The following is a 15,931-nucleotide window of genomic DNA, read 5'->3' on the forward strand; positions in this document are numbered from 1 at the left end:
CGGGGACTTAGACGTCCAGGTTGGTTACCGACAGGGCGTTGGTCTGTATAAAGTCCCGACGGGGTTCCACATCGTCCCCCATCAGTGTGGTGAAGATCTGATCCGCGGCAATCGCGTCCTCGATGGTTACCTTCATCATGCGACGGGTTTCCGGGTCCATGGTGGTTTCCCACAGCTGCTCCGGGTTCATTTCACCAAGCCCCTTGTAGCGGGAGATGTTCAGGCCCCGCTGGGCTTCCTTCATCAGCCACTCCAGGGCGCCTTCGAAGCTCAGTACCGCCTGCTTGCGCTCGCCCCGCTGGATGTAGGCGCCGTCCTCGATCAGCCCGTCCAGGGTTTCGCCCAGGCGGGCAATGGCCTTGTAGGACGATGATTCGAAGAAATCATGGCTGAAGACATGAGTATAGGGAATGCCATGGACGTAGGTGGTGACCTTCGGCAGGAACAGGTTGCGCTCGGTATCCCGCTCCACGGAGAAGGTGTACTTGGTACCGGTACGGGTATCCAGATCCAGCCCTTCGCCCAGTCGGCCCACCCAGCGGGTCACGGCTTTCTCGGAGGGCAGGTCATCCGGCGTCAGCGTGCTGTTATAGACCATCTGCTTGAGCACCAGCTCCGGATAGGCCCGGGACAACCGGTCGATCATGGCCATCACCGCCTGGTAGTCCTTCACCATGGTTTCCAGGGCGGTGTCCTTGATGGCCGGCGCATCCGGATTGACGAACAGTTGGGCGTTCTCCAGGGCAGTCTGCGTCAGGTAGGCTTCCTTGGCCCGCTCATCCTTCAGGTACTGCTCCTGCTTGCCGCGCTTGACCTTGTACAGCGGCGGCATGGCGATAAACACATGACCACGCTCGATAATCTCCTTCATCTGCCGGAACAGGAAGGTCAGCAGCAGGGTACGGATGTGGGAGCCATCCACATCGGCGTCGGTCATGATGATGATGGAGTGGTAACGCAGCTTGTCGGGATCGAATTCCTCCCGACCGATACCACAGCCCAGGGCGGTGATCAGCGTGCCCACTTCCGCGGAGGACAGCATCTTGTCGAACCGGGCCTTCTCCACGTTCAGGATCTTGCCCTTCAGAGGCAGGATCGCCTGGGTGCGTCGTTCGCGGCCCTGCTTGGCGGAACCGCCGGCGGAGTCACCCTCCACAATGAACAGTTCTGACAGGGCGGGATCCTTTTCCTGGCAGTCCGCCAGTTTGCCGGGCAGACCGGCGATATCCAGGGCACCCTTGCGACGGGTCATGTCCCGGGCCTTGCGAGCCGCTTCCCGGGCACGGGCCGCGTCAATCATCTTGTTGACGATGGCCTTGGCTTCGTTGGGCTGTTCCTGCAGGTAGTCGGAGAAAGACTGGTAGAGCTCCTGTTCCACCGCCGTCTTCACTTCCGAGGACACCAGCTTGTCCTTGGTCTGGGAGGAGAACTTCGGATCCGGCACCTTCACACTGATGATGGCGGTCAGGCCCTCCCGGGCGTCGTCGCCGGACGTATTCACCTTGGTCTTCTTGCCCAGGCCTTCCTGCTCGATGTAATTGTTCAGTGAACGGGTCAGGGCGGCACGGAAGCCCGCCAGGTGGGTACCGCCATCACGCTGGGGGATGTTGTTGGTAAAGGTGTAGATATTCTCCTGGAAGGCGTCGTTCCACTGCATCGCCACTTCCACCACAATGCCGTCTTCCCGCTCCCGGGTGAAATGGAAGACCCGGTTCAGGGGCGTCTTGTTGGTGTTCAGGTGCTCCACGAACGCCCGCAGGCCACCTTCGTATTCGAAGACCTCTTCCTTGCCACTGCGCTCGTCCTGCAGACGGATACGAACCCCGGAATTCAGGAACGCCAGCTCCCGAAGACGCTTGGCCAGGATGTCGTAATGGAATTCGATGCCGGTGAAGGTATCCGGGGAGGGGATAAACGTTACATCGGTGCCGCTACGATCGGTATCGCCGACAACACCGAGGGGACCGTTGGGCACGCCATGGGTGTAGGTTTGCTCGTAGACCTTATTATCCCGGCGGATAGTCAGCTTGAGTGTGGACGACAGGGCGTTGACCACCGATACCCCAACACCGTGCAGACCGCCGGAGACCTTGTAGGAATTGTCGTCGAACTTACCGCCGGCGTGTAGCACCGTCATGATAACCTCGGCGGCGGAGACACCTTCTTCCTCGTGGATATCCACCGGAATGCCCCGCCCATTATCCCTGACCGTCACCGATTCGTCGGCATGAATCACTACGCCAATTTCGGAACAGTATCCGGCCAACGCCTCATCAATCGAGTTGTCCACCAGTTCAAACACCATGTGATGAAGACCGGTGCCGTCGTCGGTATCGCCGATGTACATGCCAGGGCGTTTACGCACGGCATCCAGGCCTTTGAGAACCTTGATACTGGAGGAGTTATAACTCTGTTCACTCATTCGGACGCTCCTGAAGCGCTGGTTTGTTCTTCCATTAGCTGCCCATGTTCCACGTGGAACATTTTGTATTCCGGCAGCGGACTCTCCCACAACTGAGTGGGGTCGGGTCGTTCAATCGCCGTTAAAAACACCTGGCTACCCAACCGGATCAGTCGTTCGGCCAACAGCCTGCGGTGGCCCTGATCCAGCTCTGCATTGATATCGTCGAGCAGGAAGGTAACCTGTTTTCCCCGGTCAGCAAGCACCTTTCCCTGAGTCAGCTTCATCAGGATGACCAGTGTCTTCTGTTGTCCACGGGAAAAGATCTCAGCGACGGCCCGATTGTGATAGCGGAGCCTGATATCGGCACGATTGGGACCGTACAAAGTGTGCCCAACCTTCCTTTCCTGTTCTCGGTGTTCCAGCAGGGTGTTATACAGTCCCTTTTTCCGGTCCCAGCCCGGGTAATAGTCCACCTTCAGAGCTTCTGACCACTCGCTGTGACTGTCAGCGAGCGTAGCCCTGAATTCCTCCTGGAATGTTCGGAAGACCGATTCCCGAAGCCGATCGACCTGCTCCGACAATTCGACAAACTGCCGGTCCCAGACCTGCAGCAAGTGATCATCTATTGTACCACTTCTGAGGATACGATTCCGCTGGGAGATACTTCGCTGGCACTGTTGCCACAGGGCTCCGAAGGAAGGTTCCACGTGGAACACCAGCCAGTCAAGAAACTGCCTTCGCTTGCCCGGACCACCCGCGACAATGTCGAAAACCCCGGGATCAATCACCGATACCGGAAACAGGGAAGCGAGTACCGACAGGCTGTAGACATTCTCCCCGTCGACCCGGAGCCTGGTCTCCTGGGCCTGCACATTCCGGGAAAACCCCAGCCTGGAGATACCACCGTGATTCTCATTAAGGTGGGCGGATTTTACCTGACCGAAGATCACGAACTGCTGGTCACCCTGGTGACAAACCACCTTGTGGCGATGCTGGCGAAACGAGCGACCGAGCCCCAGATAACCAATGGCCTCCAACAGGCTGGTCTTACCGCTGCCGTTCTCACCATAGATCAGGTTGACCGATGGCGAGAACTCAAGTCGGGAAGGGGAAAGATTTCTGAACTTATCGGTTTGAAGGGACAGCAGCGCCATCAGTGCAACATGGTCAGACGATCATCCATGAACACATCCATCTCCGGCGCCAGAATGTGGACGTAGCGATCAAAGTACAGGAACTGTTTCAACAGCAGGGCAAACTCCCGGGGGAAATGAAGGCCGTGGTCTTCACCGATACGGACCACTTCCATAAGGATGTTGTTCACCTCGTCATCGGTATCCGCTCCCTGCCACTCACTGGCGGAATCATCCGGCACCATGCGATCCATGCTCTGGTAGAGATTACGCAGATCCCGGGCGAGGGCGGTGACCTCCACCGATTCGCGGGTAATACCAATGCGCACCATGGCATCCGCCATGCCGTCGAAATTGCCGGCCATGACCGCCCCGATAAAGTCCGACACCGCCTGCCAGGTCTGGGGGCGGATGCGCCCCACAATACCGAAGTCGATAAACCCGATGCGTCCATCATCCAGCACCATCAGGTTGCCGGCATGAACATCCGCATGGAAGAACTCGCACTGGGTCAGGCTGGCAAACCAGGTGTTCATGGCGGTTATCAGCGTCCGCTCCGGGTCCTGGGTCACCCGGCAGATGGTCTCCAGGTCCGTCAGGGAAACGCCGTGGAAGCGTTCCATGGTCAGCACCCTGCGGGTGCTGCACTGGTGGTACACCTTGGGAACCACCACCTCTTCATTATGGGTGTCCTGGAGAAAGCGGCGGAAGGTATCCAGGTTCCGGGCTTCCTGGATAAAGTCGCACTCCTCCATCATGGTCTGCTGTATTTCCTCGACGATACCCGACAGCGACGTCCACGACAGTTTCGGTGCCAGGGTTTCCACCAGCCTGGAGGACAGGTAGAGAAAGTTCAGGTCCGTCAGCAACACGGTTTCCACACCGGGCTTCTGCACCTTGATCACGACTTCCTCACCGGTCACCAGCCTTGCCGCATGAACCTGGGCAATGGAGGCGGAGGCCAGGGCAACCGGGTCGATCTCGCTGTACACCTCTTCCAGCGGACGCCCCAGCTCTTCCCGCAGAATGCGACGGATTGCGGTATAGGGAATGCTGGAGGTCCGGTCCAGGCAGCCCTGGAACTCATCCACGTACTCCCGGGGAAAGAAGGTAGGGGAACTGGCTATAAACTGTCCCAGCTTGATGTAAGTGGCCCCCAGGGACTCGAAGGTTTCCCGCAGCATCCGGGGTGCCGGCGGACGATGGCCCCGCACCCAGCCCAGGCCGGTGCGGCCGAGTACCGTCATGGTCTGACCAATACGCAGGGCGCCTTTCAGACCCTGGCTTACCGTTACCCGTGCCATCGCGTGCTTCTCCTTTCAGAGTCCGTTACCCCTTCCGGATTATCCATCCGGGGAGGATCAACCTTCGGTTACAGCCTCATGGGCATCACCACATAGAGACTGCGGCTTTCAGTTTCCGATTCGATCAGGGCGCTGCTGTTGGGATTGGACAGGGTCATCCGGACCTGATCATCATCCAGTGCGTTCATGACATCCACAAGATAGCCCACGTTGAAACCGATCTGCAGTGCCTCGCCCTGGTAGTCCACCGACAGGGCATCTTCCGCCTGTTCCTGGTCCGGGTTATTGGCGAATACCTCAAGCTTGCCGGAGGACAGGTGCAGGCGGACGCCGCGGATGTTCTCGTGGGACAGGATACCGGCCCGCTGCAGGGTATTCTTCAGTGTCGACCGATCGGCCATCACCACCTTGTCACCGCCCCTGGGGATAACCCGATTATAATCCGGGAACTTACCTTCAATAAGTTTGGAAGTGAACGTGTAGGAACCGACCGTTACCCGCAGGTGATTGTCACCAATCACCAACGTCGCCGGGTTTTCCACATCATCCAGCAGCCGGGACAGCTCCAGCACGCCCTTGCGGGGCACGATCACCTGGCGGACGTCCTCTACGCCGGTAGGCATGTCGAAGTGAGCCATGGCCAGACGGTGCCCATCCGTTGCCACGGTGCGCAGGTAATCCGGCGCTACTTCCAGCAGCAGTCCGTTGAGGTAATAACGCACGTCCTGCTGAGCCATGGCGAAAGCCGTCGCTTCCAGCATGCGGCCCATTTCCTTCTGCGGAACTTCCAGTCGGATACTGGCTTCCTCGTCCTCAACGTTGGGGAAATGCTGGGCCGGCAGTGTGGACAGGGTGAAATGACTGGCCCCGCAGCGCAGGTGCAGGCGATCCCCTTCCAGGCCCAGTTCGATGGGGGCTTCATCCCCGAGGGCGCGGCAGATATCCGCCAGCTTGCGGGCCGGTACCGTGATCTCTCCAGGCTGATCCACATGAACCGGCGACACCCGCGCCACCAGTTCCACCTCCATATTGGTACCAGTCAGCGTCAGGTGGTTATCTTCCGCCACCAGAAGTACGTTGGACAGGACAGGCATGGTCTGCTTCCGCTCCACCACACCGGCAATGGACTGTAGCGGCGTGAGCAGTGATTCTCGGCTGATAGTCAGTTTCATGTCACTCGACGTTCCTGTGGATGTGTTCTTATCGGCTTCTCAACGTCAGCTCGTCAGCAGACGCATGAAATTCTGGTAGTCCTCCCGGATCCCCGGGTCACTCTCCTGCAATTCGACGATCTTCTTGCACGCATGCAGTACGGTGGTGTGGTCCCGTCCGCCAAAGGCGTCGCCAATCTCCGGCAGGCTGTGATTGGTCAGTTCCTTGGACAGGGCCATGGCCATCTGCCGGGGCCGCGTCACCGTGCGGGTGCGGCGTTTCGACAGCAGGTCCGCCACCTTGATCTTGTAGTACTCCGCCACCGTGCGCTGGATATTGTCGATACTCACCTGCTTTTCATGCAGCGCCAGCAGGTCCTTCAGACTTTCGCGGATAAACGGTGGCGTGATCTCCGACCCGGTGAAATGGGCGTTGGCAATCACCAGCCTCAGGGCACCTTCCAGTTCCCGCACATTGGAGCGGATCTTCTGGGCAATGAAGAACGCCGCCTCGCTGCTCAGCCGGACACCCGCCTGATCCGCCTTCTTCATCAGGATGGCGACCCGGGTCTCGAGTTCGGGTGGCTCCACCATCACCGTCAGGCCCCAGCCAAAGCGGGACTTCAGCCGCTCCTCCATATCGGTGATTTCCTTCGGGAAGCGGTCACAGGTAACAATAACCTGCTGCCCCCCCTCCAACAAGGCGTTGAAGGTGTGGAAAAACTCCTCCTGGGAGCGCTCCTTGCGGGCAAAGAACTGGATATCATCGATCAGCAGCGCATCCACCGAGCGATAGTAGCGCTTGAACTCATTGATGGCGTTGAGCTGCAGGGCCTTGACCATATCCGCCACGAACCGCTCCGACCGCAGGTAGGCCACCTTGGCGTTGGGATTCCGAGCCACGATCTCATTACCGATGGCGTGCATCAGGTGGGTTTTACCCAGGCCCACACCACCGTAGAGGAACAACGGGTTATAGGCCCCACCGGGGTTTTCCGCCACCTGCATGGATGCCGCCCGGGCCAGCTGGTTGGACTTGCCCTCCACGAACGTGTTGAAGGTGAACCCCTCATTGAGGAAGGACTGGTGCTTGATATCCCCTTCAACCTGTACCGAGGAACGCTTGGGTCCCCCGGAGGGCACCGACGCCGCCACCCCTTTCTCTTCCTCGGTGACATGGCCCGAATCGTCGGATACCGGAGCGCGGGGCGCCCCCCGGCCGCGTTCCGACGTGGCCGGGCCATGGCCATTCATCTTTCGCGAGGAGGACTGATCCGGGGAAGACCCGGCCTGAGGTTGACCATCCGCCTTCGGTCGGGAGGCCGTACCCACCTTCATATTGACCCGTGGGGCCTGCCCACCTTCCAGGTCCTTGATCACTTCCTCGATCCGGCGCAGGTATTTCTGGTTGACCCAGTCCATAACGAACCGGTTGGGCGCGAACAGCACCAGGTAGCCATCATCCAGTTCAGGCTGAAGGGGCCGTAGCCAGGTGTTGAACTGCTGCGCCGGAAACTCATCCCGGAGTACTTCTAGACACTGATGCCAGATCTGCTGCGGCACGTCCGCTTGCCTCCGATGCTGATGAAATTCGTAACCCGTTCGGTTAACCCCGGCCTGCCGGACGGCAGACCACAAGACCGGAAATTGTACTCCCCGCTGGCCCTGAGAAAAAGCCTGAAAAGCGACACCGTGAACAGCCTGTGGAAATATTTTCTCTTTTTTATCAAATTTTTACAATTTTACACACACGGTTGTGTACAGAAAATCAATCTCAAAAACTTATCCACAGGACCCTGTCGACAATCTGTCAGCAAGCCTGTTCATGAAACCTTGACGGATCGGGGATAACCGCCCTGTTTTGAAAATTACCGACTTCTCCCCATTTCCTACCGCCCCTTTCCACAGGGCTTACCCGCACTTCACAACAACCTTACCCCAAGGCCAATATCCTGTTTTTACTGACGATAGATCGCTTTTCCACAGAAATGCGGCAGCCTAATAACAGTAATAATAGAAAAGATTTAAAAGAATCAGAAAAACCTATTGATACAGTTATTGCCACCGGGCACGACTCTTTCGGGCACCTCTCGGTAATCCCTGCACCAGCGCTCCCCGTACCCTCACAGAAACCATTGAAATCACCCCCCGATTTGCTTAGAATGCCGCTCCTGTTTTGACTGTTCATTTTGCAGCCAATCAAGGCGCTGCAAACCACCCTCACGATCAACGAGAGCGTAATCATGAAAAGAACGTTTCAACCAAGCGTACTGAAGCGTAAGCGCGTTCACGGCTTCCGTGCCCGCATGGCAACTGCCAACGGTCGCAAGGTTATCGCGCGTCGTCGCGCCAAAGGTCGCGCACGTCTGTCCGCCTGATCCGGATTTCAGTGTGGGGGATCACTCGTTTCCCAAATCGTCACGCTTGTTGCGCCCCGCCGACTATTCGGGCGTTTTCAACAACGTGCGGGTACGGGTTCCCCACCGGCACTTCCTGATTCTGGCAGCGCCCAATACCCTTGGGCAGCCCAGGCTTGGCCTGATTTTCTCAAAACGCAACCTGAAACACGCTGTCCAGCGCAACCGCGTGAAACGGCTGGTTCGGGAAAGTTTTCGCCACCGCAATGACCTGGGGTCCCTGGATATTGTTGTCCTGGGCCGGCAGAACCTGGCCACGCAGGATAACCAGGCACTGCACCGGGCCCTGGACTCGCTCTGGCAGAAACTGGCCGGCAAGTCCCGTGAATCCGATATCGGTAGTGGCCCTTCTGGATAGGCACCATGCGATCTCTCCTGGTAGTTCCCATCCAAGTCTATCGCTACGCCATCAGTCCAATGATGGCCAGCCACTGCCGTCATACTCCCAGCTGCTCCGCCTACGCCCTGGAAGCCATCAACACCCATGGCGCTATCAGGGGATCATGGCTTGCGGCGCGACGCCTGTCCCGTTGTCATCGCTGGGGAACTCACGGATACGATCCGGTGCCCGGTACTGACCGGTCAGATACCCGAGCAAACGCCAACCCAACTGCAGACTAAGTTTATGGACATTCAGCGCATCGTATTATTTGCCGGTCTTGCCATAGTCAGTTACCTGATGGTCCTGGCCTGGAACGAGGACTATAACCAGCCTGTGGAAACCCCCACGGTCCAGGAACAGTCTGCGGATTTTGAGGCCCCCTCCAGCGACGACGAACTGTCCCTGCCTGACAGCGGGCAACCGGTATCCGAATCATCCGGTGACCTGGACGCACCGGGTGAACAGACCACCCCCGGGGATGCCAATCTCTCCACAGCGGATCGACTGGTAACGGTTCGCACCGATGTCCTGGAACTGAAAATTGACCGGGTGGGCGGCAACCTGGTGGAAGCCTCGCTACTGGACTACGATCGGACCCTGGATGGCGAAGAGCCCCTGCGCCTGCTCCAGACCACCGAGAATCGCACCTATTTCCTGGAAAGCGGAATGATCGGTCGCGACGGTTTTGACAGTCGCAAGAACAGCGAAACCCCGGTGTACCAGGTAGCGGATCCGGAAGTAACCCTCGACGAAGGTGAAGATAGCCTGCAGGTGGATCTCACCTTCCAGTCCAGCCAGGGGATAAACGTCACCAAACGCTATGTCCTGGAAAGGAACAGTTACGAGATTGATGTCCGCTACCTGATCGACAACCAGTCCGACAATACCTGGCAGGGTAATTTCACCGGCAAGATTCTCCGTGACGAGGCTCCTGACCCCACGGCCCAGAACAGCATGGGTATCCGGGCCTTCCTGGGACTGGTAATCAGTTCTCCGGAGGATCCCTACGAGAAGTTCGATTTCTCCGACCTTGAGGACAGCAACGTTAACCGCTCGGTGACCAATGGCTGGCTGGCTTTCCTCCAGCACTATTTCATTTCCGCCTGGATCCCGCCGCGGGACCAGGCTCACCAGTACCAGACCACGACCCGGGGCAACCTCAATGTGATGGGCTTTGTCAGCCCCGCCACCGTGGTGGAACCGGGTGAGTCCGTCGAGACTGGAGCCCGCGTCTACGTAGGCCCGAAGATCATCGAACGGCTGGAGACCGTGGCCCCTAATCTGGACCGCACCGTTGACTTTGGCTTCCTGTTCTTCATCTCACTGCCGCTGTTCCTGTTCATGGACTGGATCCATGGCCTGGTTGGCAACTGGGGTGTGTCCATCATTCTGCTGACGGTGGTCGTGAAGGCCGTGTTCTTCAAGCTGTCCGCCACCAGTTACCGCTCCATGGCCCGCATGCGGGCAGTGGCACCGCAGCTGACCCGTCTGAAGGAACTCTACGGTGATGATCGCCAGCGCATGTCCCAGGAGATGATGGCGCTGTACAAGAAGGAAAAGATCAATCCGCTCGGGGGCTGCCTGCCGATCCTGGTGCAGATGCCGGTGTTCATCGCCCTGTACTGGGTGCTGTTCGAGAGTGTGCAGTTGCGCCATGCGCCGTTCATGCTTTGGATCCAGGATCTGTCCCAGATGGACCCGTACTTCATCCTGCCGATCCTCATGGGCGCCAGCATGATGCTGCAGATGCACCTGAACCCGACACCGCCGGATCCCATGCAGGCCAAGATCATGAAGCTGATGCCGATCGTGTTTACGGTATTCTTCCTGTGGTTCCCGGCCGGTCTGGTGCTGTACTGGCTGACCAACAACATTCTGTCCATCGCCCAGCAGTGGTACATTACCCGCAAGATCGAGCAGGAAATGGCCACCCGGAAAGGCTAGCGTGAAAGCTGCCTTTCCCTGTTGAATCAAAGGGCCTCGTCACGAGGCCCTTTGTATTTCAGGGTCGCCGCCCTCGCCCATACCGGAGTATCCGATGCAGCCGACCACCGATACCATTGCCGCTATCGCCACCGCACCAGGACAGGCCGGCGTCGGCATTGTGCGGGTGTCCGGTCCCTCCGCTGCCACCATTGCCCGGGCGGTACTGGGTTTTGAACCCAGGCCCCGGTATGCCCACTTCGGCCCTTTCCTGGAGGACGATGGCAGCCTGATCGATGAGGGCATCGGACTGTTCTTCCCCAACCCCCACTCCTTCACCGGCGAGGATGTGCTCGAACTACAGGGCCATGGCGGCACCGTCATCCTTGATCTTCTGTTGCGCCGGGTCTGTGAACTGGGGGCCCGGCTGGCCCGGCCGGGGGAATTCTCCGAGCGCGCCTTCCTCAACGACAAGCTCGACCTGACCCAGGCTGAGGCCATTGCCGACCTTATCGAGAGTAGTTCCGAGCAGGCCGCCCGCTCCGCGGTCCAGTCCCTGCAGGGGGTATTCTCGAAACGGATCAACGAGCTGGTGGAATCGGTTACCCACCTGAGGATATACGTGGAGGCCGCCATCGACTTTCCCGAGGAGGAAATCGACTTCCTGGCGGACGGCAAGGTCGCTGAGGACCTTGATCGCATTGTCACCGACCTGGACCGGATCCTTGTGGAAGCCCATCAGGGCAGTCTGCTGCGGGATGGCATGAAGGTGGTGATCGCCGGCCGCCCCAATGCCGGCAAGTCCAGCCTGCTCAATGCCCTGGCCGGCCGCGAGGCTGCGATCGTCACCGCCATCGAAGGAACCACCCGGGATGTGCTGCGGGAACATATCCACATCGACGGCATGCCCCTGCACATTATCGACACCGCCGGTCTGCGGGACAGCCCGGACGAAGTGGAACAGATCGGTATCGCCCGGGCCTGGGACGAGATCCGCCAGGCCGACCGTATCCTGCTGATGGTGGACGCCACCACCACTCCGGAAACCGAACCCCATGCCATCTGGCCGGATTTCATCGATCAGTTGCCGGATCAGGCCCCAGTCACCGTGGTCCGCAACAAGGTGGACCTGTCCGGTGAAACCGTCGGCATCACCGCCGAGCCCCACCAGGCGGCGCCGGTGATACGCCTGGTGGCCAAATCCGCCGACGGCCTGGAAATACTGCGGGATCACCTGAAGGAATGCATGGGCTTCGCCGCCACCACTGAAGGCGGCTTCCTGGCCCGCCGCCGCCACCTGGATGCCCTCAACCGGGCCCTGGACTCCCTCCACCAGGGGCAGGACCAGCTCCAGGGCTATGGCGCCGGCGAACTGCTGGCCGAAGACCTGAGAGCTGCCCAGGACGCCCTGGGTGAGATCACCGGTGCGATGACCTCCGATGACCTGCTGGGCAAGATTTTCAGCAGTTTCTGCATCGGTAAGTAAACCCTCACTGCACAGGCGGGGTTCCATTCCATCAGCAATGCAGACTAGGATGAGCTGCTCAACGCCTTGTCACGGAGTCCACCGATGGCCTTCTCGCTACGACATTCCCCATTGCTGAAGCCGGTTCTCGCACTGGTCGTTGTCATACTCCTCGCCGGTTGCAGTACCCTGTATTACAACACCATGGAAAAGCTGGGTTTCGAGAAACGGGATATCCTGGTGGACCGGGTGGAGGACGCCCGGGATTCCCAGAATGGTGCCCAGGAAACCTTCCGTTCGTCCCTCGAGCGTTTCCAGAGTGTGGTGGACACTCCGGAAACGCCCTTGCAGGACAAGTACGAGGAAGTCCGGGACGCCTACGAGGACAGCGAGGCTGCTGCCGAGGATGTCCGAGAGCGTATCGATGAAGTGGAAGATGTGGCCGAAGCCCTGTTCGAGGAGTGGGAGGAAGAGCTGGACCTGTACGAGAACCAGTCCCTGCGCCAGTCCAGCCAGCGGAAACTGCGGGACACCCAGCACCATTATGAACAGTTGATCAGCCGCATGCATGAGGCAGAGAGCCGGATGGAACCGGTGCTCCGGGCCTTCCAGGACCAGATGCTGTTCCTCAAGCATAACCTCAATGCCCAGGCCATCGCCTCCCTGGAAAGCGAGCTGGGCCGGCTCCGCCAGGACGTGGACACCCTGATCCGGCAGATGGAAGACTCCATTGCCGAGTCCGATGCCTTTATCCAGCGGTTCCAGGCATCGGAATAGCTTCCCGGGGCAGGTGTTGTGGGACGTTATGGCTCGTCGCCCGGCGGCGTTTCGGTAAGGTAAGTCCCGGAAAGTAAAAGGGGAAGCCGGCAGGCTTCCCCTTTCTTATCCATGGCTCCCGGGACGTCAGCCGGTGCGGCGCCAGTCCTCCTGTTCCAGCGGCTTCAGGGCGGATGTGTTGGTGCGGTTGCCCAGGAAATCCGGCCGTGGCTTGTTGCCACAGTACGGGTCCACTAGCTGGTTCTCCACACTGTTGAACACGAAGAACAGGTTGCTCCGGGGCCAGGGGGACATGTTGGCGTTGGACGCATGCAGCGTATTGCACTCGAAAATGATCAGCGAGCCCGCCGGCCCGGTGGGGGCCTGGATGCCGCCCTGGTCCGCCAGTTCCGCCAGGTCCTGGTCGTTGGGCACCCCCAGCTCCTGTTTTTTCAGGGAGGACTGGTAGTTGTCCTCCGGAGTGCGGCCGACACAGGGCACGAACCGCTTGTGGGAGCCGGGGATCAGCATCAGTGGTCCGTTGAACGGGGTGTTGTCGGTTAGGGCAATGGAGAAGCTCACCGCCCGCATGCGCGGCATGCCGTCCTCCGCGTGCCAGGTCTCGAAATCCGAATGCCAGTCAAAACCCTTGCCATGGAAGCCGGGCTTGAAGTTGATACGGGACTGGTGGATGTAGGCATCACTGCCCAGCAACTGGTGCACCATGGCCAGGATTTTGGGGTCCCGGGTTAGCCGATCAAAGCGTTCGGATAACTCGTGCACACCAAAAACCGACCGGATTTCCTGCTTGCCAGGCTCGGTAATGGTGCCCTCTGCCCTGAGAATATTGCTGTCGTTTTCATAGTCCCGCAGATCCTGACGGAACCGCGCCACGGTCTCCTGGTCAAGGAAGTTCGGGAAGGCCAGGAAACCGTCCCGTTCATACCGGGCCAGGTCGGTCTCGCTCAGCGGACCGTCGGTGCGGTCGGAGCCGGTGCTGTGGACAACCGGGTCCAGGCGATCAAAGGATGGGGTTGGGCGTTCAAGACGACTGGGGTAAAGATCTTCAGTACGAGTATCCATATTCGAACCTCCTTCCAGTAGCACTCGATGACTCAACGCATTACTTGGGTGACAAATATTTCCTTTTAAAATATAAAGTTATGGCCTGTTTCTTCAGGCGTAAAGGATGTAGGGGCGGCCGGTATGGTTTTCAAGGCCCATGCTGAAGACAGAACCGGGTACCGGTGCCAGGCGTATCCTACAGTCCACGGATTAAAGGAGTGTAAAGGTTATGCAAACGCCTGCTTCAGCGATGGTTTACGCTGGTTCCGCTCAATGGATATGGGTATTTTTGTCAGTACTGTTGCTGGCTGGTTGCGCCAGCCCTTCCCTGGAGGATTACCGGGACAGGACACCGGCACTGGTACCTGACCAGTTTTTCCAGGGCTCCCTGACGGCCCGGGGGGTGGTCAAGGACTGGTCAGGGGAAGTCATCCGTACTTTTGACGCCGAAATCGAAGCCCGCTGGGCGCCGGATGGCACCGGCACGCTGGATGAGGTATTCCGCTACGACGATGGTGAGGTGGATACGCGGGTCTGGACCCTGACACCGGAAGATGGTGGTTATCGTGCGGAGGCCGGTGATGTGGTGGAGCCCGGCTTTATGGAGTGGCGTGGTAACGCCATCAGCATGAATTACGTGCTGGAGGTACCCTATGGTGACGGCACCATTAATGTGCGCATGGATGACTGGATGTACCTGATTACGCCGGACACCCTGATCAACGAGACCGCCATGAGCAAGTGGGGCATTCCGGTGGGTGAGGTCGTGCTGGTGATACAGCGGCAGGACGGTCAGTGAACTCGGAATCATAGCGAAAACAGGTAGCAGTTCCTATGTGGAAACAATGGCTTACGGCGGCCCTTCTGGTGGTTGTCGCAGTGGGCGGTGCCATCATGTGGCGCCACCTGGACACCGCATCCGCCCAGCAGGAGGGCCGGCGTGCCTCCGTCAGTGCCGTGGACACGGTAACCCCCCGGCTGGATACCGTGCGGGACGCGGTAACGGCCGTAGGCAGCCTCAAGGCGCTGGAGGCGGTGGAGTTGACTGCGGAGGTCAGTGGCCGGGTGGTGGAAGTGAACCTGCATGCCGGTGAAAGGGTGGAACAGGGCGACCTTCTGGTCCGCCTGGATGATCGTCAGGCCGCGGCGGACCTGAGGGTGATCGAATCCCAGTTGGCCGACGCCCGTCGTCAGCTGGAGCGGGCCAACCGCCTGCGCTCCAAAAACAGCATTTCCCAGGCCCAGGTGGATGAACTGCGCACGGCGGTGGATGTGGCGGCCGCCCAGCGCCAGGCGGCACGGATTCGCCTGGAGAATCATCGCATCCTGGCCCCGTTCTCCGGGGTTGTCGGTCTGTCCGATATCAGCGTCGGGGCGTACGTGACTCCCGGCGATACCCTGGCCACCCTGGATGCGACCGACCCCATGGAGCTGTCCTTCTCCGTGCCCGAGCGTTTCCTGGGCCAGGTGTCCCTGGGCCAACGGGTCAGCGGCACCTCGCCGGCCTACACCGGGGAGACGTTTGACGGTGAACTGGTTGAGCTGGGCACCCGCATCAGTGAGCTGAGCCGCTCCCTGCCGGTACGGGCCCTGATCGACAACCCGGAGGGACGACTCCGGCCGGGCCAGTTCATGTCCGCCAGCCTGACCCTGCGAGAGCGGCAAGCCCTGGTGATCCCTGAACAGGCGGTGCTGATCCGGGGTGACAGCAAGTACGTGTTCATCGCCGAGGACGGGGTTGCCGAACGCACCTCTGTCACGCTGGGTACCCGTATGCCCGGCCTGGTGGAGGTGGTGGAGGGGATCAGTGAGTCCGATCAGGTCATTACCACCGGGCAGGACCGGCTGAGCAGCGGTGACCGGGTGGAAGTGAAGGATAGCGAGGGCGCGGTCCCGGAGAACCGCTTTGTACAGTCCCTGGAGTCCTGACC

15 protein-coding genes are annotated in these 15,931 nt (G+C 59.5%); 9 read left to right on the forward strand and 6 right to left on the reverse strand.

Annotated features, from left to right (window positions below; all coding sequences use genetic code 11):
• Positions 1 to 7: 7 nt before the first annotated feature.
• From gyrB to dnaA, 5 genes are all read right to left on the reverse strand, one after another.
• Positions 8 to 2,422 (reverse strand): DNA topoisomerase (ATP-hydrolyzing) subunit B, encoded by a 2,415-nt coding sequence (gene gyrB, locus RO069_RS21205; RefSeq protein ID WP_328190188.1) that lies wholly within the window; start codon positions 2,420 to 2,422, stop codon positions 8 to 10.
• Entirely contained in the window at positions 2,419 to 3,558 is a 1,140-nt protein-coding gene (recF, locus tag RO069_RS21210) for a DNA replication/repair protein RecF (RefSeq protein ID WP_328190189.1), read from the reverse strand. Before recF ends, gyrB begins: the two co-directional genes overlap by 4 nt.
• A complete protein-coding gene (locus tag RO069_RS21215; RefSeq protein WP_328190191.1) occupies positions 3,558 to 4,841 on the reverse strand; it encodes an ABC1 kinase family protein in 1,284 nt (427 codons plus the stop codon). Before RO069_RS21215 ends, recF begins: the two co-directional genes overlap by 1 nt.
• A gap of 68 nt (positions 4,842 to 4,909) precedes the next feature.
• The gene (gene dnaN / locus RO069_RS21220) at positions 4,910 to 6,013 is read right to left on the reverse strand and encodes a DNA polymerase III subunit beta (protein ID WP_328190192.1); all 1,104 of its coding nucleotides are present in this window, start codon (positions 6,011 to 6,013) and stop codon (positions 4,910 to 4,912) included.
• A gap of 45 nt (positions 6,014 to 6,058) precedes the next feature.
• The gene (dnaA, locus tag RO069_RS21225; RefSeq protein WP_328190193.1) at positions 6,059 to 7,555 is read right to left on the reverse strand and encodes a chromosomal replication initiator protein DnaA; all 1,497 of its coding nucleotides are present in this window, start codon (positions 7,553 to 7,555) and stop codon (positions 6,059 to 6,061) included.
• Here dnaA and RO069_RS21230 point away from each other — a divergent pair.
• From RO069_RS21230 to RO069_RS21260, 7 genes are all read left to right on the forward strand, one after another.
• The gene (locus tag RO069_RS21230; RefSeq protein WP_328190195.1) at positions 7,535 to 7,843 is read left to right on the forward strand and encodes a hypothetical protein; all 309 of its coding nucleotides are present in this window, start codon (positions 7,535 to 7,537) and stop codon (positions 7,841 to 7,843) included. The two genes, dnaA and RO069_RS21230, sit on opposite strands and share 21 nt — an antisense overlap.
• A gap of 392 nt (positions 7,844 to 8,235) precedes the next feature.
• Positions 8,236 to 8,370, forward strand: coding sequence for a 50S ribosomal protein L34 (gene rpmH / locus RO069_RS21235; RefSeq protein ID WP_004579611.1), 135 nt, complete (start codon positions 8,236 to 8,238; stop codon positions 8,368 to 8,370).
• 13 nt (positions 8,371 to 8,383) lie between these two features.
• On the forward strand, positions 8,384 to 8,767 hold the full coding sequence (rnpA, locus tag RO069_RS21240) for a ribonuclease P protein component (RefSeq protein WP_328190196.1): 384 nt from the start codon (positions 8,384 to 8,386) through the stop codon (positions 8,765 to 8,767).
• Positions 8,768 to 8,772: 5 nt separating this feature from the next.
• Positions 8,773 to 9,030, forward strand: coding sequence for a membrane protein insertion efficiency factor YidD (gene yidD, locus RO069_RS21245; protein WP_328190198.1), 258 nt, complete (start codon positions 8,773 to 8,775; stop codon positions 9,028 to 9,030).
• Between the two features lie 4 nt (positions 9,031 to 9,034).
• A complete protein-coding gene (gene yidC / locus RO069_RS21250) occupies positions 9,035 to 10,735 on the forward strand; it encodes a membrane protein insertase YidC (RefSeq protein WP_328190199.1) in 1,701 nt (566 codons plus the stop codon).
• Between the two features lie 94 nt (positions 10,736 to 10,829).
• On the forward strand, positions 10,830 to 12,200 hold the full coding sequence (mnmE, locus tag RO069_RS21255; RefSeq protein WP_328190201.1) for a tRNA uridine-5-carboxymethylaminomethyl(34) synthesis GTPase MnmE: 1,371 nt from the start codon (positions 10,830 to 10,832) through the stop codon (positions 12,198 to 12,200).
• An 84-nt stretch (positions 12,201 to 12,284) separates the two neighbouring features.
• A complete protein-coding gene (locus tag RO069_RS21260) occupies positions 12,285 to 12,956 on the forward strand; it encodes a DUF2959 domain-containing protein (RefSeq protein ID WP_328190203.1) in 672 nt (223 codons plus the stop codon).
• Positions 12,957 to 13,082: 126 nt separating this feature from the next.
• Here RO069_RS21260 and thpD read toward each other — a convergent pair whose 3' ends face one another.
• Positions 13,083 to 14,018 carry an ectoine hydroxylase gene (thpD, locus tag RO069_RS21265; RefSeq protein ID WP_328190205.1) on the reverse strand — a complete coding sequence of 312 codons (936 nt, stop codon included), beginning with the start codon at positions 14,016 to 14,018 and terminating at the stop codon, positions 13,083 to 13,085.
• A gap of 271 nt (positions 14,019 to 14,289) precedes the next feature.
• Here thpD and RO069_RS21270 point away from each other — a divergent pair, with 271 nt between their 5' ends.
• Positions 14,290 to 14,799, forward strand: coding sequence for a DUF3833 domain-containing protein (locus tag RO069_RS21270; protein WP_442915404.1), 510 nt, complete (start codon positions 14,290 to 14,292; stop codon positions 14,797 to 14,799).
• Between the two features lie 35 nt (positions 14,800 to 14,834).
• Positions 14,835 to 15,929 (forward strand): efflux RND transporter periplasmic adaptor subunit, encoded by a 1,095-nt coding sequence (locus RO069_RS21275; RefSeq protein WP_328190207.1) that lies wholly within the window; start codon positions 14,835 to 14,837, stop codon positions 15,927 to 15,929.
• Positions 15,930 to 15,931 lie beyond the last annotated feature (2 nt).

Origin of the sequence: Marinobacter sp. OP 3.4, assembly GCF_036224885.1 — a bacterium.
GTDB lineage: Bacteria > Pseudomonadota > Gammaproteobacteria > Pseudomonadales > Oleiphilaceae > Marinobacter.

Bases quoted from the DNA above. Each gene is read 5' to 3' on its own strand.
- gyrB (WP_328190188.1), bottom strand. From the start codon at position 2,422: ATGAGTGAACAGAGTTATAACTCCTCCAGTATCAAGGTTCTCAAAGGC.
- recF (WP_328190189.1), bottom strand. From the start codon at position 3,558: ATGGCGCTGCTGTCCCTTCAAACCGATAAGTTCAGAAATCTTTCCCCT.
- RO069_RS21215 (WP_328190191.1), bottom strand. From the start codon at position 4,841: ATGGCACGGGTAACGGTAAGCCAGGGTCTGAAAGGCGCCCTGCGTATT.
- dnaN (WP_328190192.1), bottom strand. From the start codon at position 6,013: ATGAAACTGACTATCAGCCGAGAATCACTGCTCACGCCGCTACAGTCC.
- RO069_RS21230 (WP_328190195.1), top strand. From the start codon at position 7,535: ATGCCAGATCTGCTGCGGCACGTCCGCTTGCCTCCGATGCTGATGAAA.
- rpmH (WP_004579611.1), top strand. From the start codon at position 8,236: ATGAAAAGAACGTTTCAACCAAGCGTACTGAAGCGTAAGCGCGTTCAC.
- yidD (WP_328190198.1), top strand. From the start codon at position 8,773: ATGCGATCTCTCCTGGTAGTTCCCATCCAAGTCTATCGCTACGCCATC.
- yidC (WP_328190199.1), top strand. From the start codon at position 9,035: ATGGACATTCAGCGCATCGTATTATTTGCCGGTCTTGCCATAGTCAGT.
- mnmE (WP_328190201.1), top strand. From the start codon at position 10,830: ATGCAGCCGACCACCGATACCATTGCCGCTATCGCCACCGCACCAGGA.
- RO069_RS21260 (WP_328190203.1), top strand. From the start codon at position 12,285: ATGGCCTTCTCGCTACGACATTCCCCATTGCTGAAGCCGGTTCTCGCA.
- thpD (WP_328190205.1), bottom strand. From the start codon at position 14,018: ATGGATACTCGTACTGAAGATCTTTACCCCAGTCGTCTTGAACGCCCA.
- RO069_RS21275 (WP_328190207.1), top strand. From the start codon at position 14,835: ATGTGGAAACAATGGCTTACGGCGGCCCTTCTGGTGGTTGTCGCAGTG.